The organism is Pseudomonas sp. P2S-1 (genome assembly GCF_057197725.1).
In genome coordinates this window covers 4641748-4666330 of record NZ_CM170068.1, presented here as the reverse complement: position 1 = coordinate 4666330, position 24583 = coordinate 4641748, and the positions used below count along the sequence as shown (strand labels likewise).

Sequence of the window (24583 nt, the reverse complement as noted above, 5' to 3'; positions counted from 1 at the left end):
GGCCATCACCTGCCAGCAGTCATCCGGCGCCCGGTGTTATGCCGGTGAACCACGGCCCCGCTTGAACATGAGATACAGCGGCGCCAGGTCGCTGTCTGCCGGGAAGACCAGGACACAATCGTCGAAGCTGACCGGGTCCACGGCTGCCAGCGGCTCCAGCAAAGGCGTCTCGGGCGTATCCACCACACCGCCCACCTGGCGCGGTACAGGCCGTGCCGGAGGGGTCGCGGTATTCCAGCTCAACGCCAGGGGCGGAAAGCCTGGAACAACATGCCTGAACGTCTGGTCCACGGCGACGACCTTGACCTTCGAGGACAACCGGGCACCGCTGGTGGGGGTCAGGGCTATCTGCTGCATCGTCGTGATCTCTTGCAGTCCGACGGAGATCTTCCTGCGCTCGAAAGGAGCGGTCCGGGAAAACAGCCGATAGGGCATTTCCACCTCGGCGCCGGCGCGGGCCAGCCCTTGCCAGTCATGCCCCTCAATGGGCATCAGCTCATCCAGCGGCACACTCACGGCGTACCAGTTGCGCGCTTTCCAGTGCTCGAAGAAAAAGCCGGCAATGCCGCAGAAGGTGCCAGGGTGTTCGTCGTTCAGAGAGGTTGCTTGCCAACTGAACTCGGCCACGGCGGAGCGGATGGCCTTTTTCATGGCCGCAAGGCTGCGAAGGTCGTCGATCGCTATGGCATCAGCGAAGATCAACGCCGGACGCAACTGGCAGGCTCGGGAAGAAAGCGCCACGGTTTTCGGTGTTCTGTCGATCTCGGCACCGGGCACGGACAGGCGACGAACCAGATGCTCCTCCGCTGCCACGAACAACGGAATGCAGCGTTCGTGCAGCTGTCGATGGCGTTGTTCGGCGTCGGCGAGGGAGGCCAGGTAGTGATTGCTGCCACGGGTGATGGTATCGAGCACTACGGCCTGGATACCCGGATCGCGGAAAGGACTGGTGAGGTTTCGTTCAGCCGCGGATTTGGCGAACTGGACCTTCAGCTTCAAGGATTCGAGCGCCTTTATGGACCGGACCATAGTGGTCTGGGCCATTTCGAGGACACTCATTTCCTCGATATGCCCGGCAATGGCGCGGGAGTCGAGGGATTGTGCCTGCCATTGGTCCAGTAGCCGGCCGAGGTGAAGCAGAGCGTCGTCGGCTGACTTCACGGCGATATCTATCTGGGCGACCTGCTGGTTGATCTTGTCCAGGTCCTTGTTCGCCTCGGCGACCTTGCGCTCCTGCGGACTCAGGCGCACAGGCGGTGTTGGCGGGGCCGGCACGGGTTCATCGCGGAAGGCAGCCTTGCCCTGGCGGTGATGCCACTGGCGGACATGAAACACGATGCTGTCGACCGAATGGGCGGTGCCGGTTTCGAGATAGGGCGGGTAGAACAGCAGGTCAGCGCCCAGGGGATCACCGATGATCGTGTCGAAGTGGTCGATCAGTCGGGCGTGGGTGTCGTTGTCCAGGTCGGCGTTCCAGAGGGTCGAGACCAGGGATTTGAATTCGTCGGGGGTGTAGTCGCCTAAAGCTTTCTTGGTTTCCATTTCAACTTTCCCTGTTGAGAGAGGGCGACATGTCCTGAGACGTGACGCCCTTTTCTATTCATATGGTCTTCTTGAAGACCAAGGTTTCAACTTTCATTTCGGCGGAATACTTGAATACCAGCGTAATGTCCGGGAACAAAGAACTGTCGTAGTCATAAGTATCCCAGCCACCGGTCCAGCCCGTTGGCTGAGGAAGCCTCACCGGTCCGTGGGTTTCCTTCGGCACCCCGAACACTTCACGAACCCAGTTCTGGTCCATGTTCTTTTGCAACTTCCCAGGAAGCTCACCTTCGTATTCCAGCGTCGAAGGCGTCGTTTCCTTGAGCAGGATGAACAATTTCATGAACACGTTTTCCTCCGAGGAGAATGTCATCTCGACACCCTCCTCCGGTTCGAAATAGACGTTCTCTGACCCAGGGAATATCTGCAGAAGCGGCTCATCGGGGATAACTCCGCCGGCCAACAGGTCAATGTGCGAGTGCCCAAGAAAACGTATGACTTTCTCGATTTCTTCAGTTTTCATTCGTACCATCCTTGCAGCCTGTGAAGCGCATGTATTTTTTCTCGCGCGGCTTCGATGTCAGATTCCAGGAAACCATGCTCCAGAAGACCCACCTTTATCGCATCAACGTTGCTATTCACTGCGGCTTCGGGATCAAGCGAGTCCTGTAGCTGCTTGGCTTTTGTATTTCTTCCACCATAGGTCTCACTGAACTTTTTGTGAACTTCAGCAGGAATGGCGATGCTTGGAGCATTCAGGATGTAATCCACAATCTGGCTTTGGGGCATATCGGGATCAATTCGCCTGATCAGCATCTCCAGGGCCTTTCTCGAAATGATGTGATCAACATCCAGACCGTCGTTTCTACTGTTCCGATGCACCTCATCAAAGGGCCCGACATCCATCGGCTCCGAAAACACCAACCCCGGCGACGGCAGATCACTCCCCTCTCCGTAACCAGGAAGCCTGGACCCGATCTCACCCTCGTCCAGTCCCGGAAGTGTTTCGATTTGCGGCCGATACGGATCGAGTTCGGCGCCAGGAATGGTCCCCGGCAGCGTCGGCCCTTGGGGAAGATCGGTCGAGCCCAGCAGATTGCTGCCCGGCGGTACCAGCGGCGTCCAGGTACGCCGCCCTCCCGAGGAGTGCGCCAGCGATTTCGCGGCCTCGAGTGAAATCGGTTCGCCCAGCTGCAGCCAGGGCGCAAATGGCTGGGCCTGCGCTCGCACACCGAAGGTGCTGGCCGGGCTGTGCAGGCTGAGACGGTCCAGGTCATACGGCGCGGTGCCCAGTGCCGCGCTCTGCGCGTACCGAACCTCGAACTCGCGACGCTCGCCAACCCAGGTGTTTTTCGGCGCATAGGGCGCGAGTCCATTGGCAATACGCCGCTGGTTGATCTCGCTGAACGCACCGCCGGGCGCGGCTTCTTCTCCAATAGACCGCCACAGCGCCTGCTCGAAACCGGCGAACGAAGCGAACTCCCTGCCGCGCAACGTGCTGGCGGCCTGCGCCGGAATCGCCGCCCCGCTCGCCTGGGCGCTGGCATCCCACCACCCCGGCGCAGCAACCTGGCCACCGCCACCGACAACCCCCGTCCCGGCGGGTGGTACATCGAACGAAAAATAGAGCGGCGCCCTGCCGGGGATACAGACGATGCAGTCGTTGATACGGGTGTCGGCACCAGCGGGAATCGCGAGCGCTTGCGGTTCGGAGGAGAGCAGGCCCGATGCCGCCGACAGCTCCGGTTTTGGCAAGTCCGCCGTGAACACCAGGTCACGGTCCGTCACCGCTTGCCCTTCGGCCCGGTAGGTGTTGGTCAGCGCATCGTAAACCGCGTTTCTCACCGGGACCCGGGACGAGATTTCATCACCGGTGCTGGCAACGATGATGGCAGTGCTGTTGCCGTGGGCTTCGAGCCTGAGCCGATAATCGACCTCCGCCATCCCGCCGCGCTCGGCCAGGGCTTGCAGGTCCTGCCCTGCACGCACGCCCATCCCGTCAGCGGGAATCCCGATGCCTTGGAGGAGGCGGCGTTGCGCTGGCGTTAGCTCACCATCGCCCAGGACCGAGGAATAGGTCGCCGCCGTCACGAACGTCCCCAGCGCCTGGCCGGTGCGAATGGCTGCGACCCGGGCGATCTCCCGGATCGAGTCGGAAACCGCCCGTTCGATCGCCGACACCACGCCTTCCGCTACCCGGACACCCTCCCAGGTGAGCATGCTGCCGCCCGCGGTGGCCGCCATCGGCATCGTCAGCGAATGGGCCTCGCGGATCCGCTTCAGCCGCAGGTTTTCATCTGCCAACTGCTTGAACTGGACCCGCGCCTCGCGCAGTTCCTTGTACTGCCGCTGCTTCTCCCACGCCTCCTCGCGGGCCTTCCACACGACTTTCTGCTCGGCGTGACGAGCCGCCAGTGCAGTGGATCGCTCGGTCAGTTGACGTATGGCTTCGGAGAGCAACTGCGCTTCCTGCGCCGCGATATAGGCGGCTTCCCAGGCCTGGTGGAGTTGCTGGAACGACTGGCTGGCGCTTTGCTGCGCGAGGCGCGCGGCGTAGTCCTGTGACGAACGCTTGAGCGGGTCATGGCCGTCGAACGCCAGGGCCTGCTGGTTCTTGCGCTGCAACTCGGCGGCCTTCGCCGCGATCATCTGCTCGACCACCTGTCTTTCCCGGGTGATCAGATGCAGTTGCCAGCGCTCGCTGCCGTCATTGGCCGGGTACTTGCGCACGGCCTCGAACTCGGCCTTCAGCGCTTGTCCGACGTTTCCGAGACTGGCGGCGTAATGCCGGTCAATGGTCGTGCGTGTGGTTTGCTGGGTTTGTGCGAAGTGCTGCACCCATTGCTGGTGCGCGGCGGCCTGGGCTGCCGCCTGCGCAGCACGTTGCTGCTGTTGCTCCGCTTCGGCTGCGGCTTGTTGCTCGGCGCGACGTTTGGCGATGGCCTCCGCCCTGGCCTTGGCGCGTTTCTTCGCCCGCTTGCGACTCGATCCGCCAAAGCCACCGGAAAATCCATTTCCGCCACCTATGTCGAAAAAACCCGCGTCCCTCGGTCCTTGCGTTTCAACGGTGCCGTCGCGAATGACCACCTCGCCCGTCGTTTTATCGGGAAATAACTTGTCCATACAGAATCTCCTTGTCTGTATGGCGCAGGGTGTCGAGAAGGCGGGAAACGGCTGCGGTAGATCTTTATGGCGCTGAAGAAGCCATATGAATCAGCATGTTGCGGATACGCCGCTGCAGGATTGCCCGGCAGCGGCGGGGAGGCAGTATCAGCGCTTGGTCGCCAGCAGATACAGGCCCACCAGGAAGCCGATGCCGCAGATCCCGGCCACATACAGCGCAGGGGCCATCGGGCTGAACTTGAGCAGCGCGGTGACCGCCATCGGGGTCAGGCCGCCGAAGATGGCGTAGGCCACGTTGTAGGAGAACGACAGGCCGCTGAAGCGCACCACCGGCGGGAACGCGCGGACCATGACGAAGGGCACCGCACCGACAATGCCGACGCACAGGCCGGTCAGTGCGTACATCGGGAACAGTAGATCCTTATGCTCGGCGAGGGTGTGATAGAAGGTCCAGGAGCTGACCAGCAGCGCCAGGCTGCCCGCCACGAACACCCGGCCGGCGCCGAAGCGGTCGACCAGCTTGCCGGCACCGACGCAGCCGAGGGTGAGCAGGACGATGGCCAGGCTGTTGGCCTGCAGGGCCACGCTGGCGCTGAAGCCGTAGACGGTCTGCAGCACGGTCGGGGTCATCAGGATGACCACGATGATGCCGGCCGAGAGCAGCCAGGTCAGCAGCATCGACAGGACGATGGCGCCACGGTGGTCACGCAGCACGGCGCGCAGCGGCACTTCCTCGGCCAGGGCCTTGCGCTGTTGCAGTTCGGCGAATACCGGGGTCTCGTGCAGCCAGCGGCGCAGGTACACCGAGAACAGGCCGAAAACGCCGCCCAGCAGGAAGGGGATCCGCCAGGCGTAATCAGCAACTTCTTCCGGGGTGTAAACGCTGTTGATCAGGGTAGCGACCAGCGAGCCGAGAAGGATGCCCGCCGTCAGCCCGGCGGTCAGGGTGCCGCAAGCGAAGCCGGTATTGCGCGCCGGCACGTGCTCGGAGACGAAGACCCAGGCCCCCGGCACCTCGCCACCGATCGCCGCGCCCTGGATCACCCGCATCAGCAGGAGCAGGATCGGCGCGGCCATGCCGATCTGCGCGTAGGTCGGCAGCAGGCCCATGATCAGGGTCGGCACGGCCATCATGAAGATGCTCAGGGTGAACATCTTCTTGCGGCCCAGCAGGTCGCCGAAGTGGGCCATGACGATGCCGCCCAGTGGCCGCGCCAGGTAGCCCGCGGCGAAGATGCCGAAGGTCTGCATCAGGCGCAGCCATTCCGGCATGTCGGCCGGGAAGAACAGCTTGCCGACCACCGTGGCGAAGAACACGAAGATGATGAAGTCATAGAACTCCAGCGCACCGCCGAGGGCGGACAGCGACAGGGTCTTGTAGTCGTTGCGGGTCAGCGGCCGGGCCGGCTGATCGAGGCTGGAGGGAACCGATGTCATTGAGACTTCTCTTATTGGAAGGTAGAAGCGGGCAGCAAGGCTGGTCGAAGGCCGGATAGACCCTCGAACGATAACAAATTGTCCGAAAGCGACACAGATCTACATAATCCCCGCAGATAATCGTGACTGCATGGTCGTCGCTGTCTGCGAGGCTCTATATACTGGCCCCTCGTCGAAACCGGTTGCGTCCAAGGTGGGATATTGTGCGAAAACGCTGCCAAGTACACTTGGTCGGTTTCGCAGAGTTTCCCTCCGCCGCCTTCGAAGCGAAAACAGTGCAGTGAGTGGGCTGGATCGTTTTTTGCGGCGTTATTGCGTCAACCAATGAAGCGTTACGGGTCAGAGGCACCCCCGGCATGATTGAACTCGAACAAGAAGATCCGATTCCGCAAGGCGACCTGGCCTTGCAGATCACCGCACTTCCCCGCGAAACCAACGGTTTCGGCGATATCTTCGGCGGCTGGCTGGTCGCCCAGATGGACCTCGCGGGCACCGCCATGGCCAGCCGCGTTGCCGGAGGCCGTGTCGCCACCGTGGCGATCGACCGCATGGCCTTCCTGGTCCCGGTCGCAGTCGGTGCGCAACTGTCGTTCTATACCCAGACCCTGGAAATCGGCCGCAGCTCGATCCAGATGATGGTCGAGGTGTGGAGCGACGATCCGCTGTCCAGCGAATGGCGCAAGGTCACCGAAGCGGTGTTCGTCTTCGTCGCCATCGACGGCAGTGGCCGCACCCGCTCCGTCCCGCCTCGTCGCTGACCAGGGCTCGCGCTAAACTCGCGGGTTCTGGCAGGGTCGAAGACCTTACGGCACATCCAACGAGAGCAGCGCATGTCCACACCCAAGGTCGAATCGGAACAACACGGCGAACTCAACTGCTGGCGCATCACCAGCGACCGCGCCGAGCTGCTGGTGGCCCAGCAGGGTGCGCAGGTGCTGAGTTACCAGCGCCTGGGCGAACCGCCGCTTCTCTGGCTGAGTGACCAGGCGCTGTTCAAGCACGGCAAGTCGGTGCGCGCCGGTGTTCCGGTGTGCTGGCCGTGGTTCGGCAACCTGCAGCGCAATCCCCCTTCCGTTCAACAGCAGTTCCAGGGCAGTGAAGCTCCGGCCCACGGGCTGGTGCGCGGGCGTGACTGGCAATTGCTGGGTATCGACAGCAGTGGCGATGAGCTGCAGTTGTCGTTCGGGTTGCCTGAAACCCAGGGCGAACTGCCGGGCTGGCCGCACAAGGTCGAGCTGCTCCTCGAGATCCGCATGGGTGAACACCTGAGCCTGAACCTCACCAGCCGCAACCTGGGCGACGCTTCGGTTACCCTGAGCCAGGCGCTGCACAGCTACTTCGCGGTCAGCGATGTGCGTTCGGTGCAGGTTGAAGGGGTGAAGGGCCGGGACTATATCGAGACCCTGGCGGACTGGGAGCAGCGTACCCAGCAGGCGGACCTGGCGTTCAGCGGCGAGACCGACCGGATTTACCTGGATACGCCTGCCGAATTGAGCATCGTCGATCCAGCGTGGGAGCGGCGTATCCGCATCAGCAGCAGCGGCTCGCGCTCGGCGGTGATCTGGAATCCCTGGATCGAACGCGCCGCGCAGTTGCCGGACATGGCCGACGATGGCTGGCAGCGCATGCTGTGCATCGAGACGGCGAATGTGTGGGATGACATCATCGAGCTGGCGCCGGGGGCGAGTCACACTTTGAGCCTGACCCTATCGAGCGAACACCTCTGAACCTGTGGGAGCTGGCTTGCCAGCGATAGCTATGGTGAATTCACTGCAGCAATCGCTGGCAAGCCAGCTCCCACAGGGGCCAATGTGCTCCCGAAAACACTACAGGTCTGCATCCTCCACGACCCGCACCTTCGCCGCATCCATGGCATAGGCCGCATCCGCCAGGTCATTGCTGACCTTCTCCACCTCCAGCTTGCCACTGACCCACAGCGGCGTGTAGATGTCCGCCAGCTTCACGCCTTTCGGATAGCGCACCAGCACCAGCTGGTTCGGCGGCGGTGGCGGCACGTGGATGCAGGCGCCCGGGTACGGGACGAGGAAGAACAAGGTGCTGTTGCCCTTGGCATCGGCCTCCAGCGGCACCGGGTAGCCACCGAGGCGGATCGACTTGCCGTTCATCGCCGCCACGGTCTTGGTCGAATACATCACCGCCGGCAAGCCCTTGCTCTGCTTCAGGCCGCCCTTGGCAGTGAAGGTGCCCTGGGCTTCCGGGGAGTTGTGGTCGATCTCGGGCATTTCTTCCAGGGCCTTCTGGTCCGACTTGGGCATCAGTTCCAGCCAGTCGGTTTCAGGCAGCTCGGCCCGGGCGAGGGTGCTGCACAGCAGCAGGGGAATAAGGAATAACGCACGCATGAAAAATGCTCGGCAACCGTAGGAAGTTGCCGAGCATTCTATAGTGCCGTCAGCTTTTTTTGATCAAGCCGTAGATCACCAGCAGGACGATCGCGCCCACCACCGCGCCGATGAAGCCGGCAGCCTGACCCGCCTGGTAGATGCCCAGGGCCTGGCCACCGTAGGTCGCCGCGAGCGAGCCGCCGATGCCGAGCAGAATGGTCATGATCCAGCCCATGCTGTCGTCGCCGGGCTTGAGGAAGCGCGCGACGAGTCCGACGATCAGGCCGATGAAGATGGTTCCGATGATTCCCATGGCAATCCCTCTGAGTGAGTGCACCACCAAAAGCCTAGCCAGCGCTTCGGTGTCCTGCCATCAGAGGGTTGCCATCAGCAGAGGTTCAACCCGCGATCAGGGCTTCGACCTGCTGGATCTTGCGCTCCAGCGTGGCCATGTCGGCGCAGCGCAGGGTGGCGTGGCCAACCTTGCGCCCGACCTTGAAGGCCTTGCCGTAGTGGTGCAGATGGCAGTCGTCGATGGCAACGACCTTATCCACAGCCGGCACTTCGCCGATGAAGTTGAGCATGGCGCTTTCGCCGACCTTGGCGGTCGAACCCAGCGGCAGGCCGGCCACGGCGCGCAGGTGGTTCTCGAACTGGCTGCACTCGGCACCTTCGATGGTCCAGTGCCCGGAGTTGTGCACCCGCGGGGCGATCTCGTTGGCCTTCAGGCCGCCATCGACTTCGAAGAACTCGAAGGCCAGCACGCCGACGTAGTCCAGCTTCTCCAGCACGCGACCGGCATAGTCCTCGGCCAGGGCCTGCAGCGGATGCTCGCTGCTGGCGATGGACAGGCGCAGGATGCCGCTCTCGTGGGTGTTGTGCACCAGCGGGTAGAAGCGGGTTTCGCCATCACGGGCACGCACGGCGACCAGCGACACTTCACCGGTGAACGGCACGAAGCCTTCCAGCAGGCAAGGCACGCTGCCCAGCTCGGCGAAGGTGTCGACCACGTCGGCAGCGCTGCGCAGGACCTTCTGGCCCTTGCCGTCGTAACCCAGGGTGCGGGTTTTCAGCACGGCCGGCAGGCCGATGCTGGCCACGGCGGCGTCCAGGTCGGCTTGCGACTGGATATCGGCGAAGGCCGGGGTCGGGATGCCCAGGTCCTTGAACATGCTCTTCTCGAACCAGCGGTCGCGAGCAATGCGCAGGGCTTCGGCACTCGGGTAGACCGGGACGAACTGCGACAGGAAGGCGACGGTCTCGGCCGGCACGCTTTCGAACTCGAAGGTCACCAGGTCGACTTCGTCGGCCAGTTGGCGCAGGTGGTCCTGGTCGCCGTAGTCGGCACGCAGGTGTTCGCCCAGCGGCGCGGCGCAGGCATCCGGCGCCGGGTCGAGGAAGGCGAAGTTCATGCCCAGCGGAGTGCCCGCCAGGGCCAGCATGCGGCCGAGCTGGCCGCCACCGATTACACCGATCTTCATGGCAGCGACCTCAGGCCTGGCGCGGGTCTGGATTGTCCAGAACGCTGTCTGTCTGCTCTGCGCGGAACTGCTTCAGCACAGTGTGGAACTGCGGGTGCTTGGCGCCGAGGATGCTCGCCGAGAGCAGCGCGGCGTTGATCGCACCGGCCTTGCCGATCGCCAGGGTGGCGACGGGAATACCCGCCGGCATCTGCACGATGGACAGCAGCGAGTCGACACCCGAGAGCATCGACGACTGCACCGGCACGCCCAGCACCGGCAGGTGGGTCTTGGCGGCGCACATGCCCGGCAGGTGGGCAGCGCCACCGGCTCCGGCGATGATCACCTCGATACCGCGGCCTTCCGCCTCTTCGGCGTACTGGAACAGCAAGTCCGGGGTGCGGTGGGCGGACACCACCTTCACTTCATAGGGAATGCCGAGTTTTTCCAGCATATCGGCGGTGTGGCTAAGGGTGGACCAATCGGACTTGGAGCCCATGATCACGCCAACCAGTGCACTCATCGTCGAGCCTCTCCTGCAAGCGTCTTGTGACGCGCCAAAAGCAACGAGCCACGCGGGAAGACCGGCGTGGCTCGTCATACGGATTCTGAATCGACCGGGTCGGCCGAAGGCGCGGGATTATAGCGCAGTCGGGGCAAAGGCGCCCAGCCCCGTTGGTAAGGTCGGAAGATGGCCCACTGAGAGGCTTCCAGATGCTTTGGCCCGGGGCTTGGGGACTACTGTCGAGGCGCATTCCAGCCCAACGTCAAGGACGACCTTATGCGCAAACGACTTCGCACCACCCTGCCCCTGGCTTTCGCCGCGCTGTACCACGCCGCCTTCGTCACGGCCGAGAGCAGCCTGACCGTGTGGGTCTTTCCCCACGACGACCTGGCCGACGTGCCCGACCGGCAACTGCAGGCGGATTATCTCGACCCCTGGTTGCAGGAAATGCGCGAGGTGATCGACATGCCCGTGCACCTGCGCTTCCAGCGCAATATCCCTGGCCTGACCGACCTCGATTACCGCAGCAACCTGCCTTCCGCGACCCTCGCCACCTGGTCCGATGCGGTCTGGGCCTGGCGTCGGCAACAGAACGCACCCGGCGGCATCATCGACAACAAGTACCTGCTGCTGACCGGCCGGCACCTGGATCACAGCGAGGACACCCTGGGCATGGCCCACCAGACCGGACACGCAGCGATCGCCTCGATCCAGTCCTACGCCACCGCCGGCCACGAGCTGGGCCACACCCTGAGCGCCACCCACGAGGCGGCGCGCGTCGGCTTCAATGGCTGGTTCTGCGAAACCTACATGTTCCCCGACCGTTTCGACCTGCGTTCGCACTGCTACCGCTATTCCGAGGAAAACCGCGCCAATATCGCCCGCTACCTCAGGCGCTCGGGGAACTGACCGGTGCCGACTCCTGCAGCCCCGACTCCAGCTTGCGCCAGAGCAAGCGCACATTGGCCTTGCGTACCAAGGCGCATCGATAAAGGCGGATCTCCAGTGGCACATGCCATTGGGGACCGCCGCAAATCACCAGTTCGCCCCGCTCCAGCTCGGCCCGCGCCGACAGCCGCGGCACCCAGGCGATCCCCAGGCCTTCCAGGGCCATGCTTTTCAGGCTGTCGGCCATGGCGGTCTCGTAGACCGTGGTGAAGCGCAGGTTGCGCTGGCGCAGCAACAGGTTCACCGAACGCCCGAGGAACGCACCGGCACTGTAGGCCAGCAACGGCACGCTGCCCTCGCCTTCCAGATCGAACAGGGGCTGGCCGTCGGGTCCGGCGGCACATACTGGCAGCATCTCGGTATGCCCCATGTGCAGGGACGGGAAGATCTCCGCATCCATCTGCAAGGCAGCATCCGGGTCATAGAACGCCAGCATCAGGTCGCAGCCACCTTCGCGCAGGGCATGCACGGCATCGCCGACGTTGGTCGCCACCAGGCGCGTGGCGATATTCAGGCCATCGTTACGCAACTGAGCGATCCAGCGCGGGAAGAAACCAAGCGCCAGGGAGTGCGCCGCCGCAACCTGAATAACCTCGCCTTGCCCGCCTTCAAGATGATGCAAATGGCGGAGAACTTCGCTCAACTGGTCGACAACCGTGCGGGCAGTGACCAGGAACAGTTGCCCCGCAGCCGTCAGCTCGATGGGTGTGCGCGAGCGGTTGACCAGGGTCAGGCCGAGTGCCGCCTCCAGGCTGCGAATGCGCCGGCTGAAAGCCGGCTGGGTCACAAAACGACGCTCGGCAGCCTGGGAAAAGCTGCGAGTGGCGGCCAGCGCACTGAAGTCTTCCAGCCATTTGCTCTCAAGGTTCATCGGAAACTCTCCAAAAGCATGCACCAAAATGGAACACGCTCGCTGTCGACAAAACGTCACATGAGACGTTATGCCGTTTGTGCATAGGTTAGCGTGCAACAGCATTGGCCGCCAAATGGGTTCCGCCCCTAGGATTGGCGCCATTCCGGCATGTGCCGGGTTAATTCGAGATGATACTCATCATGTCCGCTGCTGCATCGTTCCGCATTGAAAAAGACCTGCTTGGCACCCTGGAAGTCCCTGCTGACGCCTACTACGGCATCCAGACCCTGCGTGCTGCCAACAACTTCCATCTGTCCGGTGTTCCGCTGTCGCACTACCCGAAGCTGGTCGTGGCCCTGGCCATGGTCAAGCAGGCCGCTGCCGACGCCAACCGTGAGCTGGGTCACCTGAGCGATGCCAAGCATGCCGCCATCAGCGAGGCCTGTGCCCGCCTGATCCGTGGCGACTACCACGAGCAGTTCGTCGTGGACATGATTCAAGGCGGTGCTGGTACTTCTACCAACATGAACGCCAACGAAGTCATCGCCAACATCGCCCTGGAAGCCATGGGCCATGAGAAAGGCGAGTACAAGTACCTGCACCCGAACAACGACGTGAACATGGCGCAGTCGACCAACGACGCCTACCCGACCGCGATCCGCCTGGGTCTTCTGCTCGGTCACGACGCCCTGCTGGCCAGCCTCGACAGCCTGATCCAGGCCTTCGCGGCCAAGGGTGAAGAATTCAGCCACGTCCTGAAGATGGGCCGTACCCAGCTGCAGGACGCGGTCCCGATGACCCTGGGCCAGGAATTCCGCGCCTTCGCCACCACCCTGACCGAAGACCTGAACCGCCTGCGCACCCTGGCACCGGAAGTGCTGACCGAAGTGAACCTGGGTGGTACCGCCATCGGTACCGGCATCAACGCCGACCCGGGCTACCAGGCCCTGGCCGTCCAGCGCCTGGCCACCATCAGCGGCCAGCCGCTGGTGCCGGCTGCCGACCTGATCGAAGCCACCTCGGACATGGGCGCCTTCGTCCTGTTCTCCGGCATGCTCAAGCGTACCGCGGTCAAGCTGTCGAAGATCTGCAACGACCTGCGCCTGCTGTCCAGCGGCCCGCGTACCGGTATCAACGAGATCAACCTGCCAGCGCGTCAGCCAGGCAGCTCGATCATGCCAGGCAAGGTCAACCCGGTTATCCCGGAAGCCGTGAACCAGGTGGCCTTCGCCATCATGGGCAACGACCTGGCCCTGACCATCGCTGCCGAAGGCGGCCAGCTGCAACTGAACGTCATGGAACCGCTGATCGCCTACAAGATCTTCGACTCCATCCGCCTGCTGCAACGCGCCATGGACATGCTGCGCGAGCACTGCATCGTCGGCATCACCGCCAACGAACAGCGCTGCCGTGAACTGGTCGAGCACTCGATCGGCCTGGTCACCGCCCTGAACCCGTACATCGGCTACGAAAACGCCACCCGTATCGCCCGCGTCGCCCTGGAAACCGGCCGCGGCGTGCTGGAACTGGTGCGCGAAGAACAGCTGCTGGACGAAGCGATGCTCAACGACATCCTGCGTCCGGAAAACATGATCGCTCCGCGTCTGGTTCCGCTGAAGGCGTAACCCCACGCAACAACCGTCTCACCAGGTCGAGGGACTAGACACCTCTCACCTTTGAGGGCCCAGGGCTTACACCCCGGGCCCTTTTTTTATGCCTGACAGATCTGTCCCGGATGTCGTAACGTGGCCGGCTACGAACAAGACCGACCATGGAGAATGGCGCATGAACCCGGCGTCCCCCCGCCCCGCCCGCAGCATCATGGTGCTGTACACCGGCGGCACCATCGGCATGCAGGCCGGTGCCAACGGCCTGACCCCCGCTTCCGGCTTCGAGCAGCGCATGCGCGCGGAGTTATCCACAAGGACGGACCTGGCCCCCTGGCGTTTCCGGGAAATGGCGCCGCTGATCGACAGCGCCAACATGACGCCGCAGTACTGGCTGCGCCTGCGCACGGCGATCATCGAGGCGGTGGATGCCGGCTGTGATGCGGTATTGGTCCTGCACGGCACCGATACCCTGGCCTACAGCGCGGCGGCCATGAGCTTCCAGTTGCTCGGGCTGGACGCCCCCGTGCTGTTCACCGGCTCGATGCTGCCCGCCGGAGTGGACGACAGCGATGCCTGGGAAAACCTCACGGGGTCACTGCAAGCACTGACCAATGGCCAGCCGGCCGGCGTACAGCTGTTCTTCCATGGTGAGTTGTTGCCACCGTTGCGCACTGCCAAGGTGCGCAGCTACGGGCGCAATCCCTTCGTGGCGCTCAAGCGCAATGCCCTGTTGAGTAGAACCGCTTCCTTGCCCGCCGCGTTGGACTATCGCCAACCGCGTCAGCCTGCGGATATCGCCGTACTGCCCCTGGTCCCGGGGATTTCCGCAGATCTGCTGCGGGCAGTTATCCACAGCGGTGCCCAGGGCCTGATCCTCGAGTGCTTCGGCAGCGGCACCGGGCCGAGCGACGATCCGGACTTTATCCACGCCCTCGAACAGGCGCATTCCCGCGACCTGGTGGTGGTGGCGATCACCCAGTGCCATGAAGGCGGCGTCGAATTCGATATCTACGAGGCGGGCAGCCGCTTGCGCCAAGCGGGCGTGCTGTCCGGTGGCGGCATGACCCGTGAAGCGGCGTTCGGCAAATTGCAGTGGCTGCTGGGCAGCGGCCTGCCGGTCGAGGACGTGCGCCGCCTGGTGGAACTGGAGCTGGCGTGAAGGCATGCAAATTGCTCGTTTCCCGCACAGTCCATCAGCCCGGTAACCGAGCATGCTGCACTCCCACCTGACTACCCTGCACGCGGTCTCCCTGGTGTTGCAGACCTTCCGCGACGAAGCCCTGCTCCAGGGCAGCGGCATCAGCGCCGCCGACCTGGGCCGCGCCGACTCGCGCATCACCACCCGCCAGGAAATGCTGGTGTGTGCCAACGCCGTGGCCCGGCGCCGGGATATCGGCCTGGAGCTGGGGCGGCGCATGCATGTGTCGTCCTACGGGATGCTCGGCTATGCCCTGCTCTCCAGTGCCACTTTGGGTGACGCTTTGCGCCTGGCGTTGCACTACCCCGCGCTGCTGGGAACACTTTTCCGCCTGCGCCTGATCGAGGACGGCGAGCGGATCTGGTTCAGCGCCAGCGATTACCGGGAAGAGCCGGAGCTGGCGGCGTTCAATGCGGAGTTCTGCCTGGTGTCGCTGAAAGTGATCTGCGATGACCTGCTGGGGCGGCCGCTGCCGCTGCTTGGGGCGCGATTTATCCACAGCGAGCCGGACTACCGCGAGCAGTACGGGGAGACCTTCACCTGCCCGCTGCGCTTCGACGCCGAGGACAACGCCTTCGCCTTCGACCGCGCCTGGCTGGAGCAGCCGTTGCCACTGGCGGACCGGGTGACCCACGGGACCATGAGCGAGCGTTGCCGGCAGTTGAACCTGGAGTTCACCGGGCGCCAGGCCTGGCTGGGGCGGATTCGCCAGTTGCTCGCCGATCAGCTGGTCGCGCCGCCGGGGCTGGAAGGGCTGGCGCGGCAGATGAACTGCTCGTCGCGGACCTTGCGCCGGCACCTGGGCGAAATGGGCAGCAGCTACCAGCAATTGCTGGACGAGCTACGCTTCGAGCGGGCCAAGCAGTTGCTGGGTGAAGGGCAGATGCCGATCTACCGGATTGCGGAAGTGCTGGGGTTCAGTGAGACGGCGAGTTTCAGGCATGCGTTCATGCGTTGGAGTGGGGTAGCCCCCAGTCACTTCAGGGTCTGAACTGGCCTCATCGCTGGCAAGCCAGCTCCCACAGGTTCAGTGGTGTTCTTGAGGGCAGCGCGGTCCTTGTGGGAGCTGGCTTGCCAGCGATTGGGAGCACCACCGAATCAAGCCTGGCCACCAGCCTTGGCCATATCGATCCCCTTTTGGCCACTTCCACCGTTCAGCCGCACCGCTTTGCACCGCACCATCCGGGAAAAAAACGCCAGTGCTCCGGAGAACAACAAATGCTGACGATCTATTCCGATGACCACCGCCTGCACCACGGCCGCTGCGAGCTGATCGACGGGCAACTCAAGCCCTGCTTCGAGATGCCGTCCCGCGCCGACCACGTCCTTGACCGGGTCAAGGCGCGCAATATCGGCCCCATCAGCGGCCCCACCGATTTCGGCCGCGCCCCGCTGCAACGGGTGCACAGTGCCGATTACCTGAAGTTCTTCGAAGGCGCCTGGGCGCGCTGGGCGGAGCTGGAGCGCGACGGCGACCTGCTGCCGTTCACCTGGCCGGCCCGCACCCTGCGCTCGATCAAACCCACCAGCCTGCTGGGCGAACTGGGCTACTACAGCTTCGACGCCGGCGCGCCGATCACTGCCGGCACCTGGCAGGCCGCCTACAGCGCCGCGCAAGTCGCCCTCACCGGCCAGGCGGCGATCCAGGCTGGCGCCCACAGCGCCTTCGCCCTGTGTCGCCCACCGGGACACCATGCCGCCAGCGACGTGATGGGCGGCTACTGCTACCTGAACAACGCCGCCATCGCCGCCCAGGCCTTCCTCGACCAAGGCCATCAGCGCGTGGCCATCCTCGATGTCGACTACCACCACGGCAACGGCACCCAGGAAATCTTCTACGCCCGCAGCGATGTGTTCTTCGCCTCGATCCACGGCGATCCGCAGGCGGAATTCCCGTTCTTCCTCGGCTATGCCGACGAGCACGGCGAAGGCGACGGCGAGGGCTACAACGTCAACTACCCGCTGCCCGCCGGCAGCGACTGGGCCACCTGGAGCGCCGCCCTCGACCAGGCCTGCGCGCGGATCGACGCCTACGCCCCGGACGTGGTGATCGTGTCCCTCGGCGTCGACACCTTCAAGGACGACCCGATCTCCCAGTTCAAGCTCGACAGCCCCGACTACCTGGCCATGGGCGAGCGCATCGCGCGCCTGGGCAAGCCGACCCTGTTCGTGATGGAAGGCGGCTACGCGGTGGAAGAAATCGGCATCAATGCCGTGAACGTTCTCGAAGGTTTCGAACGCAGCCAACAGGAAGCCCAAGCATGACCCGACTCAAGCGCCTGCTCGCCCCCCTGCTGTGTACCACCCTGCTCGCCGGCAGCCTCCAGGCCGTCGCCGAGCAGCGTACCTTGCGGGTCTACAACTGGTTCGACTACATCACCCCGCAGACCCTGGTGGACTTCCAGAAGGATGGCCAGGTCAAGCTGGTCTACGACATCTTCGACACCAACGAGGCCCTGGAAGCCAAGCTGCTGACCGGCAACTCCGGCTATGACGTGGTGGTGCCGTCCAACGTGTTCCTGGCCAAGCAGATCGAGGCCGGGGTGTTCCAGCCGCTGGACCGCAGCAAGCTGCCGAACTGGCAGCACCTGGACCCGGCCCTGATGAAGCTGATCGAAGCCAATGACCCGGGCAACAAGTTCGCCGTGCCGTACATGTATGGCACCGTGCTGATCGGCTTCAACCCGGCCAAGGTCAAGGCCGCCCTGGGCGACAACGCCCCGGTGGACAGCTGGGACCTGATCTTCAAGGAAGAGAACATCGCCAAGCTCAAGCAATGCGGCGTGGCACTGCTCGATTCGCCGTCGGAAATCATGCCGCTGGCCTTGCAGTACCTGGGCCTGTCGCCGAACAGCAGCAAGCCCGAGGACTACAAGAAAGCCGAAGCGCTGATGCTGAAGATCCGTCCGTACATCACCTACTTCCACTCCTCGAAATACATGGCCGACATCGCCAATGGCGATATCTGCGTGGCGGTGGGCTACTCGGGCAGCTTCTCGCAGGCGGCCAACCGGGCGATCGAAGCGAAGAACGGCGTGGTGGTGGATATGCGTTTGCCGAAGGAAGGCGCGCCGATCTGGTTCGACATGCTGGCGATTCCGAAGGGCGCGGCGAACCCCGAGGATGCCCATGCGTTCATCAACTACCTGCTGCAGCCCAAGGTGATTGCGCCGATCAGTGATTTCGTCGGGTATCCGAACCCGAACAAGGATGCGACGGAATTGGTTGCACCGGCGATTCGCAACAACCCGAACCTGTATCCGACGGCGGAGGCGATGACCAAGCTGTATACCTTGCAGCCGTTGGGTCGCGATGCGGAAAGGGCACGGACCCGGGCCTGGACCAAGATCAAGGCCGGGACCTAGATCTCCTGTGTTGCTGATGGCCTCATCGCTGGCAAGCCAGCTCCCACACGGACACTGTGGGAGCTGGCTTGCCAGCGATAGGGCCCTGAAGAACACCACACATTCTTACCCCTTCCACACCTTCCTCAACTTGCCCAAAGCCTCGGCAATCCCGGCCTCCCCCACCGCCGCAAACCCCAGCACCAGCCCCGCCGTCTTATCCACAGTCCCCGGCAACCAGTAATCCCCCAACCCATTCAGCTCCACCCCGGCCTCCAGCGCCTTCTCCACCAGCCAGCTCTCCCGCTCCGGGTTATCCACATCCACCTTCACATGCAGCCCCGCCACCATCTCCGGCAAGCCACCGACCCCGGGAATATCCACAGGCCAGCCCGCCATCAGCGCATTCCTGCGACTCAACGCCGCCCGCCGCATGCGCCGGATATGCCGCTGGAAATGCCCCTGGGCCATGAACTGCGCCATCACCGTCTGCGTGCCCGCCTCCGAATGCCGCACCATCACCGCCCTCGCCCGGGAAAACGGCTGCACCAGCTGCCTGGGCAACACCAGGTACCCCAAACGCAACGCCGGGAACGCCACCTTGCTGAAGGTCCCGACGTACAACACCCGCCCGCTGCGGTCCAGCGCCGCCAAAGGCGCCAGGGGCGCGCCGCTGTAGCGGTACTCGCCGTCGTAGTCGTCCTCGACGATCCAGCCATCATTGCGCTCGGCCCAGGCCAGCAGTTCCAGGCGCCGCGCCAAGCTCATCACCACCCCGGTTGGATACTGGTGCGACGGTGTGACATAGGCCATCCGGCAGCCCTTCAACGCATCCAGCGCTGTGCAGTCCAGGCCCTCGCTGTCCACCGCCACCCCATGCACCTTGGCCCCCGTCACCCCGAAGGCACAACCCGCCGCGCGGTACCCCGGGTTTTCCACAGCCACCCCCACCCCCGGCTCCAACAGCAACTGTGCACAAAGGCTAATCGCCTGCTGCGCTCCGGTGGTGATCACAATTTGCTCAGGCGTACAGGACAGCCCCCGCGAACGACGCAAATAGGCGGCGATGAGTTCCCGCAGCAGCGGTTCCCCCGCCGGATCGCCATAGCCCAGCACCTGCGCAGGCGGATTTCGCCAGAAACCCGCCTGCAGCTTGGCCCAGACCTCGAACGGGAACAGGTCGAACGCCGGTACACCGACGCGAAATGCCCGGGGCGGACCACTGCGCGGTGTAGGCAAATGATGGTTTTCAAGACGAAAAATCGGAGCAGTGTGGATAACTTTACTGGATGAATTGCCAGTATTTTCCGCCGAAAATGTGGATAACCCTGTTGATAAACCCCGGGATAACCCTGTGGATACTTTTGTGGATAGTTTCGGCAGCTGGCTGACGTAAGTCCCGTCGCCGACCCGGCTTTCGATAAAGCCTTCGGCGTACAACTGGTCGTAGGCACGCACCACGCTGTTGCGCGACAGGCCGAGGATCGCCGCCATGTCGCGGCTCGCCGGCAAACGCGTGCCACTGCCGAGGCGCCCGTCCAGCACCCGGGCACGCAAGGCCTGGTAAAGCTGGCGGGTCAGGCCCAGGCGGCGGTCGAGGACGATGCCGGTGGGATCGAAAGGCAGGGAAACGGACGGCTCGATCATGGCGATTGGACCCAGAAAATTGGCCTGTAATGGCTCTTACACTGAACCAATAGCCTGCCTAGGATGAGGCCATTCGCCAAGGAAAATTCTCCATGTATACGCCCCGCGCCCTCAGAGACGACGACCTGCACAGCCTGCACGAACACATCGGCAACACCCGCCTGGCCGTACTGGTCACCCAGGGGGAACAAGGCCTGCAAGCCACCCACGTGCCGCTGCTGCTGGATCCGCAGGTAGGCGCCAAGGGCACGCTCTACGGCCATCTGGCCCGGGGCAACCCGCAATGGCGCGAGCTGGAAAGCGGTGCCGAGGTGCTGGTGGTGTTCCCCGGCGCCGATGCCTATGTCAGCCCCGGCTTCTACCCGAGCAAGGCCGAGGACCCACGCACCGTGCCGACCTGGAACTACGTCGCCGTGCATGCCTGGGGCATTCCGGAGGTGTTCCACAAAGCCGAGCCGCTGCTGGAGATCGTCCGTCGCCTCAGCGACCGCCACGAGCAGGGCCGCGAGCGTCCCTGGTCGGTGGACGACGCGCCCGCCGATTACCTCGACGGCATGCTCAAGGCCATCGTCGGCTTCGCCATCCCCATCGAGCGCCTGCAATGCAACCGCAAGCTGAGCCAGAACCGCTCGGCCATCGATCACGAGGGCGTACGCAGCGGCCTTGCCGCCAGCGCCGACCCGCTGGACAACAACCTCGCTGCCCTGATGCAGCAACCCTGAAGGAATGCGTCACATGCCCAACGTCCAGATTCTCCCGGTTACCGCCGCCAGCCACGACGCGTGGTACCCGCTATGGCAGGCGTACCTGCGCTTCTACCAGACGTCCCTGGCCGACACGGTCAGCGCCGTGACCTGGCAGCGCTTCCTCGATCCGGCGGAACCGACCAACGCCGCCCTGGCCTGGGTCGATGGCGAGGCGGTGGGCATGGTCCACTGGATCTACCATCGTTCCAATTGGTCTGTGGAAAACTCCTGCTACCTTCAGGATCTCTACGTCGACGGCAACCAGCGCGGCCTGGGCATCGGCCGCCAGCTGATCGAGCATGTCTATGCCAAGGCCGCCGAAGCCGGTTGCGTCAAGGTCCACTGGCTGACCCACGAGACCAACGCCACGGCAATTTCCCTGTACGAACAGGTCGCCGAGCGCCCTGGTTTCATCCAGTTCCGCAAACAGATTCCGTAAGCCGAGGTGCATCGATGAGCAACAATCTGAACTGGCATCCGGCCAGGGAGCCGCACGCCGAGCCGTTGACCGGCCGCTTTATCCGCCTGGAAAAGCTCGATCCGCGCCGGCATGGCGACGATCTCTGGGAAGTGCTGCAGGGCCGCGAGTCTGACGGCAAGCTGTGGGACTACCTGCCTTATGGGCCGTTCACCGAGCGCGCGCCGTTCGATCAATGGCTGGAGGGCAATGCCGCCGGGCGTGATCCGCTGTTCTACAGCGTGATCGACCTGGCCAGCGGGCAGGTCCAGGGCATTCTTAGCCTGATGTCCATCGTGCCGGCCCAAGGCCGTATCGAGGTCGGGCATATCGCTTTCGGCGCGGCGATGCAGCGCACGCCCAAGGGCACCGAGGCGGTGTACCTGCTGAGCAAGCTGTCGTTCGAGCTGGGCAATCGCCGGCTGGAGTGGAAGTGCAACAACGCCAACGCCCGCTCCAAGCGCGCGGCGGAGCGTTTCGGCTTCACCTACGAAGGGGTGTTCCGCAAGCATATGGTGGTCAAGGACCAGAACCGCGACACGGCCTGGTATTCGATCACCGACGACGAATGGCCGGCGATCGCCGCCGCCTACGAGCGCTGGTTGAGTGCCGACAACCAGCGTCCCGAGGGTCAGCTCAGGACGCTGGAAGCCTGTCGCACCGAAGCGTAAGGGCTTACTTCAGCTGCCTGGCCAGGAGCTCGATATGCTCCGGGCCGATACCGCAGCAACCACCCAGCAGACTGGCGCCGCGTTGGCGCCAGTTCTGCGTCCACTGCAGGTAGCCCGGCGGGTCGAGGTCTTCGCGCAGTTCATCGAGACCGTCGTTGGCAGTGGCGTCCTTCGGCTGTGGCGGGAAGGCGTTGGCGTAGGCGCCGACGGAGATATCCACAGCCAGGCGCTGGAAGGTCGCCAGGGCCGCATCGATGGCATCGCCGATCACTTCCGGCTGGCTGCAGTTGAACAGCAGGGTCTGCACCCCCAGCGCCGCCACGGCTTCGGCCGCTGCGCTGACCGGCTCGCCGGAACGCAGGCGCGGCACGTTATCCACATCCTCGTCCTGCAAAGTGAAGGAGACCCAGAACGGCTTGCCGTCCTGCGGCAGACCAGCGCGGATCGCCCGGACCTCGGCGATGGCGCTCTGGGTTTCCGCCAACCACAGGTCGACATGCTCGGACAGGCCCTCGACCAACGGGGTCAGCACTTCGGCAACCCGCTCGGGCTGGTACAGGTCCGGACGGTAGGAACCGAACAGCGGCGGCAGCGAACCTGCGACCCGGACTTTCTGCGGCCCGGCATCCGCCGCCGCCCGCGCCAGTTGCCCGGCGGTACTGGCCAGGGCGCGGCCTTCGTTTTTGAAGCGCTCCTCACCAATATGGAAAGGCACCACGGCGTAGCTGTTGCTGGTGATCACCTGCGCGCCGGCATCGATATACGCCCGATGCACCGCCACCACCGCCTCCGGCGCCTCGCTCAATGCGAGCGCCGACCACTCCGGCTGGCGGAACGGCGCCCCACGGCGCGCCAGTTCCCGGCCCATGCCGCCATCGAGAATGACCAACGACTTTTCGCCCATATAACACCTGCTTCTAAGAATAGAAATAAAACTTATTAGTTCTCGTTTACTTATAACTATTTAATACCTGTCACGTTTTTTCTTACAACTTTTTCCGGTGATTCCCATGCAACTTTCCTCCCTGTTGGGCGCGGGCCTGCTGGCCTTGACCGCTGCCACCCAAGCCTTCGCCGGCGCCACCCTGGACCGTGTGGAATCCCGCAAGGAACTGGTCAACGTGCTGATGGAAAGTTATCCACCGTTCTCCTTCCTCAATGAGCAGAACCAGCTGGATGGTTTCGATGTGGATGTGGCCAAGGCCGTGGCCGAGAAGCTCGGCGTCAAGCTGCGCCTGGAAACCCCGTCCTGGGACGTGATCGCCGCCGGCCGCTGGAGCGGGCGCTACGACATCTGCATCTGCTCCATGACCCCGAGCAAGGCGCGCGCCGAGGTCTTCGACTTCCCGGTGGAGTACTACGCCTCGCCGGCGGTGATCGTGGTCAACGCCAAGGACGAGCGCATCCACGCGGCCAAGGACCTGAACGGCCTGAAGGTCGGCCTGACCAGCGCTTCCAGCTACGAGAGCTACCTGAACAAGAACCTGGTGATCGAAGGTGCCGAGGAGCAGAAGATCGACTACCCGTTCGAGGCCGTGCAGATCGCCCCGTACGACACCGACAACGTCGCCTTCCAGGACCTGGGCCTCGGTGCCGGCGTGCGCCTGGATGCCATCCTCACCAACCTGGTCACCGCCCAGCCGCGCCTGAATGAAGACAAGCGCTTCAAGCTGGCCGGTGCGCCGCTGTATGAAGAGCCGAACTCGGTGGCCATCGAGAAAGGCGACGCCGAGTGGGACGCCAAGGTCCGCGAGGTCTTCGCCCAGCTCAAGGCTGACGGCACCCTGGCGAAGCTGTCGAACAAGTGGATCGGCGCCGATATCAGCAAATGAGTGCCCACGAACCCTCGCCCAAGCCCGTCGCCTCGCGCGCGGGCCTGCCGCTACCGGGCTTCCGGACGCGGCTGTACCTGACCTGGCTGGTCCTGCTGCTGGTTTTCGTCGGATTCTTCCTGAGTTTCGATCTGAAGTTTTCGATCATCCTCGAGAAATTTCCCAACCTGGCCGGCTTCAAGCTCGGCCCGAACGGCTTCCTCCAGGGTGCGGCGCTGACCCTGTTCCTCTGCCTGTGCTCGATGGTCTGCTCGGTGGCGCTGGGCTTCGCCGCAGCGCTGGCGCGGTTGTCCAGCAGCGCGGTGCTGCTGGGGGTGGCGAGCTTCTACACCTCGTTCTTCCGCGGTACGCCGCTGCTGATCCAGATCCTGCTGATCTACCTCGGCCTGCCGCAGATCGGCCTGGTGCCTGGGGCGATCAGTGCCGGGATCATCGCCCTGTCGCTTAACTATGGCGCCTACCTCAGCGAGATCTTCCGCGCCGGCATCCTCGGCGTCGCTCCCGGTCAACGCCAGGCGGCGCTGGCACTGGGCATGAAGCCGGCGACCATCTTCTGGCACATCACCCTGCCCCAGGCCATGCGCACCATCATCCCGCCGGGGGCCAACCAGTTCATCTCGATGCTCAAGGACTCGTCGCTGATCTCGGTGATGGGGGTGTGGGAAGTGATGTTCCTGGCCCAGTCGTATGGGCGCTCGAGCTATCGGTACCTGGAGATGCTGACCACGGCGGCGTTGATCTACTGGTTGCTGTCGGTGGCGCTGGAGTTGGTGCAGGCGCGGCTGGAGGGGCATTTCGGCAAAGGCTTCGAGCGGTAACCGCGGCGTCTGCATCGCTGGCAAGCCAGCTCCCACAAGGTCCTGCATGC

Annotated in this window: 24 protein-coding genes; 13 read left to right on the top strand and 11 right to left on the bottom strand. The window is 63.8% G+C overall.

Translation table 11 applies throughout. From position 1 onward, the window contains the following. Positions 1–36: 36 nt before the first annotated feature. The 4 genes from AC2CQI_RS20845 to AC2CQI_RS20830 all read right to left on the bottom strand — a co-directional run bounded on the left by AC2CQI_RS20845 (position 37) and on the right by AC2CQI_RS20830 (position 6102). Entirely contained in the window at positions 37–1542 is a 1506-nt protein-coding gene (locus AC2CQI_RS20845) for an S-type pyocin domain-containing protein (RefSeq protein ID WP_484577753.1), read from the bottom strand. A gap of 58 nt (positions 1543–1600) precedes the next feature. Beyond that, a complete protein-coding gene (locus AC2CQI_RS20840) occupies positions 1601–2065 on the bottom strand; it encodes a DUF6392 family protein (protein ID WP_484577752.1) in 465 nt (154 codons plus the stop codon). Then, positions 2062–4665 (bottom strand): S-type pyocin domain-containing protein, encoded by a 2604-nt coding sequence (locus tag AC2CQI_RS20835; protein WP_484577751.1) that lies wholly within the window; start codon positions 4663–4665, stop codon positions 2062–2064. The genes AC2CQI_RS20840 and AC2CQI_RS20835 overlap by 4 nt, the downstream gene beginning before the upstream one ends. A 147-nt stretch (positions 4666–4812) precedes the next feature. Beyond that, on the bottom strand, positions 4813–6102 hold the full coding sequence (locus tag AC2CQI_RS20830) for an MFS transporter (protein WP_484577750.1): 1290 nt from the start codon (positions 6100–6102) through the stop codon (positions 4813–4815). A 356-nt stretch (positions 6103–6458) separates the two neighbouring features. Between AC2CQI_RS20830 and AC2CQI_RS20825 the strand changes: the two genes are divergently transcribed. After that, positions 6459–6860 (top strand): acyl-CoA thioesterase, encoded by a 402-nt coding sequence (locus AC2CQI_RS20825; protein ID WP_009402429.1) that lies wholly within the window; start codon positions 6459–6461, stop codon positions 6858–6860. Between the two features lie 72 nt (positions 6861–6932). Continuing rightward, a complete protein-coding gene (locus tag AC2CQI_RS20820) occupies positions 6933–7829 on the top strand; it encodes a D-hexose-6-phosphate mutarotase (RefSeq protein ID WP_484577749.1) in 897 nt (298 codons plus the stop codon). Positions 7830–7928: 99 nt separating this feature from the next. On the opposite strand, the gene AC2CQI_RS20815 is transcribed toward AC2CQI_RS20820, so the two are convergent. The 4 genes from AC2CQI_RS20815 to purE all read right to left on the bottom strand — a co-directional run bounded on the left by AC2CQI_RS20815 (position 7929) and on the right by purE (position 10427). Further along, entirely contained in the window at positions 7929–8462 is a 534-nt protein-coding gene (locus AC2CQI_RS20815) for a DUF3299 domain-containing protein (protein WP_075805817.1), read from the bottom strand. A gap of 49 nt (positions 8463–8511) precedes the next feature. Next, positions 8512–8757 (bottom strand): GlsB/YeaQ/YmgE family stress response membrane protein, encoded by a 246-nt coding sequence (locus AC2CQI_RS20810; protein WP_075805816.1) that lies wholly within the window; start codon positions 8755–8757, stop codon positions 8512–8514. An 85-nt stretch (positions 8758–8842) separates the two neighbouring features. Next, the gene (locus AC2CQI_RS20805; RefSeq protein ID WP_075805815.1) at positions 8843–9925 is read right to left on the bottom strand and encodes a 5-(carboxyamino)imidazole ribonucleotide synthase; all 1083 of its coding nucleotides are present in this window, start codon (positions 9923–9925) and stop codon (positions 8843–8845) included. A gap of 10 nt (positions 9926–9935) precedes the next feature. Further along, positions 9936–10427, bottom strand: a complete 492-nt coding sequence (gene purE / locus AC2CQI_RS20800) for a 5-(carboxyamino)imidazole ribonucleotide mutase (protein ID WP_009402441.1) — start codon at positions 10425–10427, stop codon at positions 9936–9938. Between the two features lie 258 nt (positions 10428–10685). Here purE and AC2CQI_RS20795 point away from each other — a divergent pair, with 258 nt between their 5' ends. Further along, the gene (locus tag AC2CQI_RS20795) at positions 10686–11318 is read left to right on the top strand and encodes a hypothetical protein (RefSeq protein WP_484577748.1); all 633 of its coding nucleotides are present in this window, start codon (positions 10686–10688) and stop codon (positions 11316–11318) included. Here AC2CQI_RS20795 and AC2CQI_RS20790 read toward each other — a convergent pair. Beyond that, complete coding sequence (locus AC2CQI_RS20790; RefSeq protein WP_075805813.1) at positions 11299–12228, bottom strand: LysR substrate-binding domain-containing protein; 930 nt, start codon at positions 12226–12228, stop codon at positions 11299–11301. The two genes, AC2CQI_RS20795 and AC2CQI_RS20790, sit on opposite strands and share 20 nt — an antisense overlap. 182 nt (positions 12229–12410) lie before the next feature. Between AC2CQI_RS20790 and aspA the strand changes: the two genes are divergently transcribed. From aspA to AC2CQI_RS20765, 5 genes are all read left to right on the top strand, one after another. Then, entirely contained in the window at positions 12411–13835 is a 1425-nt protein-coding gene (aspA, locus tag AC2CQI_RS20785; protein WP_075805812.1) for an aspartate ammonia-lyase, read from the top strand. Positions 13836–13995: 160 nt separating this feature from the next. Then, complete coding sequence (locus tag AC2CQI_RS20780) at positions 13996–14979, top strand: asparaginase (RefSeq protein ID WP_484577747.1); 984 nt, start codon at positions 13996–13998, stop codon at positions 14977–14979. 52 nt (positions 14980–15031) lie between these two features. Further along, entirely contained in the window at positions 15032–16009 is a 978-nt protein-coding gene (locus AC2CQI_RS20775) for an AraC family transcriptional regulator (protein ID WP_484577746.1), read from the top strand. A gap of 227 nt (positions 16010–16236) precedes the next feature. After that, a complete protein-coding gene (locus AC2CQI_RS20770; protein WP_484577745.1) occupies positions 16237–17283 on the top strand; it encodes a histone deacetylase family protein in 1047 nt (348 codons plus the stop codon). Continuing rightward, on the top strand, positions 17280–18383 hold the full coding sequence (locus AC2CQI_RS20765; RefSeq protein ID WP_484577744.1) for a polyamine ABC transporter substrate-binding protein: 1104 nt from the start codon (positions 17280–17282) through the stop codon (positions 18381–18383). The genes AC2CQI_RS20770 and AC2CQI_RS20765 overlap by 4 nt, the downstream gene beginning before the upstream one ends. Before the next feature lie 105 nt (positions 18384–18488). Here AC2CQI_RS20765 and pdxR read toward each other — a convergent pair whose 3' ends face one another. After that, the gene (gene pdxR, locus AC2CQI_RS20760; RefSeq protein ID WP_484577743.1) at positions 18489–20009 is read right to left on the bottom strand and encodes a MocR-like pyridoxine biosynthesis transcription factor PdxR; all 1521 of its coding nucleotides are present in this window, start codon (positions 20007–20009) and stop codon (positions 18489–18491) included. A 92-nt stretch (positions 20010–20101) separates the two neighbouring features. Here pdxR and AC2CQI_RS20755 point away from each other — a divergent pair, with 92 nt between their 5' ends. The 3 genes from AC2CQI_RS20755 to AC2CQI_RS20745 are packed head-to-tail and all read left to right on the top strand — an operon-like array spanning position 20102 to position 21883. After that, a complete protein-coding gene (locus AC2CQI_RS20755) occupies positions 20102–20731 on the top strand; it encodes an FMN-binding negative transcriptional regulator (protein ID WP_484577742.1) in 630 nt (209 codons plus the stop codon). Between the two features lie 13 nt (positions 20732–20744). Then, positions 20745–21194, top strand: a complete 450-nt coding sequence (locus AC2CQI_RS20750; protein WP_075805805.1) for a GNAT family N-acetyltransferase — start codon at positions 20745–20747, stop codon at positions 21192–21194. Positions 21195–21208: 14 nt separating this feature from the next. After that, positions 21209–21883 (top strand): GNAT family N-acetyltransferase, encoded by a 675-nt coding sequence (locus tag AC2CQI_RS20745; RefSeq protein WP_484577741.1) that lies wholly within the window; start codon positions 21209–21211, stop codon positions 21881–21883. Between the two features lie 4 nt (positions 21884–21887). Here AC2CQI_RS20745 and AC2CQI_RS20740 read toward each other — a convergent pair whose 3' ends face one another. Beyond that, complete coding sequence (locus AC2CQI_RS20740; RefSeq protein WP_484577740.1) at positions 21888–22787, bottom strand: homocysteine S-methyltransferase family protein; 900 nt, start codon at positions 22785–22787, stop codon at positions 21888–21890. Positions 22788–22893: 106 nt separating this feature from the next. On the opposite strand from AC2CQI_RS20740, the gene AC2CQI_RS20735 reads away from it, so the two are divergent. Both AC2CQI_RS20735 and AC2CQI_RS20730 read left to right on the top strand, forming a co-directional pair. Beyond that, complete coding sequence (locus AC2CQI_RS20735; protein ID WP_484577739.1) at positions 22894–23715, top strand: ABC transporter substrate-binding protein; 822 nt, start codon at positions 22894–22896, stop codon at positions 23713–23715. Then, positions 23712–24533, top strand: a complete 822-nt coding sequence (locus AC2CQI_RS20730; protein WP_075805801.1) for an amino acid ABC transporter permease — start codon at positions 23712–23714, stop codon at positions 24531–24533. Before AC2CQI_RS20735 ends, AC2CQI_RS20730 begins: the two co-directional genes overlap by 4 nt. Positions 24534–24583 lie beyond the last annotated feature (50 nt).

Bases quoted from the DNA above. Each gene is read 5' to 3' on its own strand.
- AC2CQI_RS20770 (WP_484577745.1), top strand. From the start codon at position 16,237: ATGCTGACGATCTATTCCGATGACCACCGCCTGCACCACGGCCGCTGC.
- AC2CQI_RS20825 (WP_009402429.1), top strand. From the start codon at position 6,459: ATGATTGAACTCGAACAAGAAGATCCGATTCCGCAAGGCGACCTGGCC.
- AC2CQI_RS20775 (WP_484577746.1), top strand. From the start codon at position 15,032: ATGCTGCACTCCCACCTGACTACCCTGCACGCGGTCTCCCTGGTGTTG.
- AC2CQI_RS20790 (WP_075805813.1), bottom strand. From the start codon at position 12,228: ATGAACCTTGAGAGCAAATGGCTGGAAGACTTCAGTGCGCTGGCCGCC.
- AC2CQI_RS20805 (WP_075805815.1), bottom strand. From the start codon at position 9,925: ATGAAGATCGGTGTAATCGGTGGCGGCCAGCTCGGCCGCATGCTGGCC.
- AC2CQI_RS20830 (WP_484577750.1), bottom strand. From the start codon at position 6,102: ATGACATCGGTTCCCTCCAGCCTCGATCAGCCGGCCCGGCCGCTGACC.
- AC2CQI_RS20835 (WP_484577751.1), bottom strand. From the start codon at position 4,665: ATGGACAAGTTATTTCCCGATAAAACGACGGGCGAGGTGGTCATTCGC.
- AC2CQI_RS20795 (WP_484577748.1), top strand. From the start codon at position 10,686: ATGCGCAAACGACTTCGCACCACCCTGCCCCTGGCTTTCGCCGCGCTG.
- aspA (WP_075805812.1), top strand. From the start codon at position 12,411: ATGTCCGCTGCTGCATCGTTCCGCATTGAAAAAGACCTGCTTGGCACC.
- AC2CQI_RS20840 (WP_484577752.1), bottom strand. From the start codon at position 2,065: ATGAAAACTGAAGAAATCGAGAAAGTCATACGTTTTCTTGGGCACTCG.
- AC2CQI_RS20730 (WP_075805801.1), top strand. From the start codon at position 23,712: ATGAGTGCCCACGAACCCTCGCCCAAGCCCGTCGCCTCGCGCGCGGGC.
- AC2CQI_RS20740 (WP_484577740.1), bottom strand. From the start codon at position 22,787: ATGGGCGAAAAGTCGTTGGTCATTCTCGATGGCGGCATGGGCCGGGAA.
- AC2CQI_RS20755 (WP_484577742.1), top strand. From the start codon at position 20,102: ATGTATACGCCCCGCGCCCTCAGAGACGACGACCTGCACAGCCTGCAC.
- AC2CQI_RS20745 (WP_484577741.1), top strand. From the start codon at position 21,209: ATGAGCAACAATCTGAACTGGCATCCGGCCAGGGAGCCGCACGCCGAG.
- AC2CQI_RS20765 (WP_484577744.1), top strand. From the start codon at position 17,280: ATGACCCGACTCAAGCGCCTGCTCGCCCCCCTGCTGTGTACCACCCTG.
- pdxR (WP_484577743.1), bottom strand. From the start codon at position 20,009: ATGATCGAGCCGTCCGTTTCCCTGCCTTTCGATCCCACCGGCATCGTC.
- AC2CQI_RS20780 (WP_484577747.1), top strand. From the start codon at position 13,996: ATGAACCCGGCGTCCCCCCGCCCCGCCCGCAGCATCATGGTGCTGTAC.
- AC2CQI_RS20750 (WP_075805805.1), top strand. From the start codon at position 20,745: ATGCCCAACGTCCAGATTCTCCCGGTTACCGCCGCCAGCCACGACGCG.
- AC2CQI_RS20820 (WP_484577749.1), top strand. From the start codon at position 6,933: ATGTCCACACCCAAGGTCGAATCGGAACAACACGGCGAACTCAACTGC.
- AC2CQI_RS20815 (WP_075805817.1), bottom strand. From the start codon at position 8,462: ATGCGTGCGTTATTCCTTATTCCCCTGCTGCTGTGCAGCACCCTCGCC.
- AC2CQI_RS20810 (WP_075805816.1), bottom strand. From the start codon at position 8,757: ATGGGAATCATCGGAACCATCTTCATCGGCCTGATCGTCGGACTCGTC.
- AC2CQI_RS20735 (WP_484577739.1), top strand. From the start codon at position 22,894: ATGCAACTTTCCTCCCTGTTGGGCGCGGGCCTGCTGGCCTTGACCGCT.
- purE (WP_009402441.1), bottom strand. From the start codon at position 10,427: ATGAGTGCACTGGTTGGCGTGATCATGGGCTCCAAGTCCGATTGGTCC.
- AC2CQI_RS20845 (WP_484577753.1), bottom strand. From the start codon at position 1,542: ATGGAAACCAAGAAAGCTTTAGGCGACTACACCCCCGACGAATTCAAA.